Here is a 3,053-nt window from a genome sequence, read left to right as displayed (position 1 = left end):
ATTGGGGCCATGCACTGATCACACCAACAGTGGTTTCGGTGGTACAGCAATGGCTGGGAGCCCTATGATCTACCCCGAGCAGGTGCTGGCGCGCTTCAGTCGCGCAGCGCCCAGCTATGACTGCGACGCGCTGCTGCAACGGGCGATGGCCTGGCGCCTGGCCCAACTCAGCCGGCGCTGCTCCATCCCGCCCGGCCTGTGGGCTGATCTCGGCACCGGCACCGGTCATCTGGCCGCAGCCCTGGAAGCGACTCACCCGGGACAGCAAGTGATCCGCCTTGACGGAAGTGCCGCCATGTTGAACAGCCACCCCCATGGAACACGCACCCTGCGGCATGACCTGAGCAGCGGGCTGCCGAACTGGCCGGTGCCACCGCAACTGCTGGCCTCCAGCTTTACTTTGCATTGGTTACCGGATCCAGCCCAGCAACTTCGGCATTGGGTGGATAGGCTGCCGAAAGGGGGCTGGCTGGCCCTGGCGGTGCCGGTGGACGGCAGTTTTCCGCAATGGCAGCACGCCGCCCGCGCAGCAAATCAGACCTGCACGGCCTTGACCATGCCGGTGCGGGAGCAACTGATGGCGGCCCTGCCGAATGGCGTGATGCAACGGGACGAGTGCCTGAGCTTCACCCAACACGCCGCCAATCCACTGCGGCTGCTGCGACCGATGAGCAGCATTGGCGCCTCCGTCACCAACGGGGGCCGGCTCTCCCCAGGCCAGTGGAAGGCCGTCTTCCGGGCTTGGCCCCAAGCCGACGCATCAGCCGGGTTCGCCCTGACCTGGAAGATGTGGGTCCTGATGGTGAAGCGATGAACGGCAGCGTCAGTCGCCTGGTGGTGTGCGGCACCGACACGGACGTCGGCAAAACCGTGGTAAGTGCGTGGCTCGTGCAGGGGCTTCAGGCCAGCTACTGGAAACCGGTGCAGAGCGGACTGGAGGGCAGCGGTGACCGCGAACGGGTGCGGCAGCTGTTGAACCTCCCGCCGCAACGGATGCTGCCTGAGGCCTATGCCTTCCGAGAGCCGGTCTCCCCCCACTGGGCCGCCGAACTGGACGACACGCTGCTCGACCCAGCCCAACTCGCCATTCCCAACCATCAAGGATCGCTGGTGGTGGAGACAGCTGGAGGGTTGATGGTGCCCCTCACACGCAACTGGCTCCAGATCGATCAATTGGTGAAGTGGCAGTTGCCAATCGTTCTGGTGGCCCGCAGTGGGTTGGGCACCATCAACCACACCCTGCTCAGCCTGGAAGCGTTGAGACGGCGAAATCTCACGGTGTTGGGACTGATCCTCAATGGCCCCCTCCATGCCGACAACCCGGGCACCCTCGAACAGTTCAGTGACGTCCCCGTTCTGGCGCAGCTTCCCCCCCAGGCCTCGCTCTCAGCAAGGGTTCTGAAGCGGCTTTGGCACGAGCAGGATCTCACCACTACATTCCGAAACGTGTTGCAGCGATCGTCCCCGTGACTTCACGTCAAACCCTGGCGACCCTTGCTGTTTCGGCACTTTGCGTCGGAATTCTGGTGCTGTTCACCGACATCGAAGGAAAGCTGGTGCGCTGGGTGAACTGCAGCGCCATCGCCACGAAGACGGAAAAGAACAGTGACGTTTGCCGCTGAAGACTCAGCCCAGGGCCTTTGAGCCGGTGGGGCAGGTGCCCAGTCGCATCGCGGCATGGCGCACGGCGATCCGCAGCGGCCATCCGTTACTGAGTTCAGCCTGGATCACCTCCAGCTGGGACGACGACCAACCCCGCAGCTCGAGATCACTGCGAATCGACTGCCAGTCGCCCTCCGGGAAAACGAGACGTCGCATGGCCGACGGCTCAGACCGCCTGGTGGGAATAAAACGCTTGGATTGACGACGGGTGCATAGGGCAGCCATCCAGGGCATCTCCGACAGCTCCAGATTCAATATGGCAAAAGCTGCCGCTGCTGCCATGGGGTCGATCCGCCATCCGAATCTATGGCCTCCCTTCACCCAGATGGCCAGCGCAGCCCACTCCCAACGGGTGGTGTCCGGAGACGGGGCTCTGCTGATTCGGGAACAGGGGGAACCGTTGATCGATGCCATCAGCAGCTGGTGGGTCACCCTTCACGGCCATGCCCATCCGGTGTTGGCCAAGGCCATCGCCGATCAGGCCGCCCGCCTCGAGCAGGTAATTTTTGCCGATTTCACCCATGAGCCTGCAGAACAGCTGGCCGTACGACTGAGCGGACTCTGCGGTCTGCAACGGCTGTTCTTCTCCGACAATGGCTCCACTGCAGTGGAAGTGGCGCTCAAGATCGCCTGCCAGTGGTGGGCCAACCAGGGCCAACCGCGCTATCAGATCGTCGCCTTCGACGGGGCATACCACGGCGACACCTTCGGAGCGATGGCCGTTGGCGAACGCAACCTGTTCAGCGCACCCTTTGAGGACAAGCTCTTTCCGGTCGCCCGGGTTCCCTGGCCGGCCACCTGGTGGGATGACAATACCGTGGAGGCCAAGGAAGCGGCGGCACTGGAGGTGCTCGAACGCGTGCTGGAGACACCGACTGCGGCGGTGATCCTCGAGCCTCTACTGCAGGGGGCCGGCGGCATGGCCATGGTGCGGCCCGAGTTTCTGCGACAGGTGGAGGCACGCGCCCGTCAGGCGGGAGCACTGCTGATTGCCGATGAAGTGCTGACCGGTTTCGGACGCTGTGGCGACTGGTTCGCCAGCCGGCGGGCGGGCATCCGGCCGGATCTGATGGCGCTGTCCAAAGGCTTGACGGGTGGATGTCTGCCGATGGGCGTGACCATGGCCAGCGAAGCGGTGTTCGAAGCCTTCGTCGGTGACGACCCTTCCCTGACCCTCTGGCACGGCCACAGCTTCACGGCCAATCCGCTGGGCTGCGCCGCGGCCAACGCCAGCCTCGACCTGCTGGAACGCAACCCCGCTGCCTTTCAACAGTTCGAACAACGGCATCGTCCACACCTCGAACGGTTGGCACGCCATCGGCGGGTGCAACACCCCCGGCTAACGGGAACAGTGGCTGGCTTCGACCTTGTTGTGGAGGGAACCTCCGGCT

At 64.2% G+C, this 3,053-nt stretch carries 5 protein-coding genes; 4 read left to right on the top strand and 1 reads right to left on the bottom strand.

The annotated features are described in order from the left end of the window. From ACGVJ8_RS01620 to ACGVJ8_RS01610, 3 genes are all read left to right on the top strand, one after another. On the top strand, nt 1-814 hold an 814-nt coding region (locus ACGVJ8_RS01620; RefSeq protein ID WP_392345182.1), incomplete at its 5' end, for a methyltransferase domain-containing protein. Next, nucleotides 811-1,470: a dethiobiotin synthase gene (gene bioD, locus ACGVJ8_RS01615; protein ID WP_392345181.1), complete on the top strand. Its 660-nt coding sequence runs from the start codon at nt 811-813 to the stop codon at nt 1,468-1,470. The genes ACGVJ8_RS01620 and bioD, both read left to right, overlap by 4 nt. After that, nucleotides 1,467-1,622 (top strand): hypothetical protein, encoded by a 156-nt coding sequence (locus ACGVJ8_RS01610; RefSeq protein ID WP_392345180.1) that lies wholly within the window; start codon nt 1,467-1,469, stop codon nt 1,620-1,622. Before bioD ends, ACGVJ8_RS01610 begins: the two co-directional genes overlap by 4 nt. Before the next feature lie 4 nt (nt 1,623-1,626). Here the strand turns inward: ACGVJ8_RS01610 and ACGVJ8_RS01605 are convergent, their stop codons facing one another. Beyond that, entirely contained in the window at nt 1,627-1,944 is a 318-nt protein-coding gene (locus tag ACGVJ8_RS01605; RefSeq protein ID WP_392345183.1) for a hypothetical protein, read from the bottom strand. On the opposite strand from ACGVJ8_RS01605, the gene bioA reads away from it, so the two are divergent. Continuing rightward, nucleotides 1,919-3,053: adenosylmethionine--8-amino-7-oxononanoate transaminase (bioA, locus tag ACGVJ8_RS01600; protein ID WP_392345179.1), on the top strand; the 1,135-nt coding region annotated here is incomplete at its 3' end. The two genes, ACGVJ8_RS01605 and bioA, sit on opposite strands and share 26 nt — an antisense overlap.

The sequence above is a fragment of the Parasynechococcus sp. genome (assembly GCF_042954245.1).
GTDB lineage: Bacteria > Cyanobacteriota > Cyanobacteriia > PCC-6307 > Cyanobiaceae > Parasynechococcus.
Note: the sequence above shows the minus strand (reverse complement) of the source record. Positions and strands in the feature narration are given on the sequence as shown.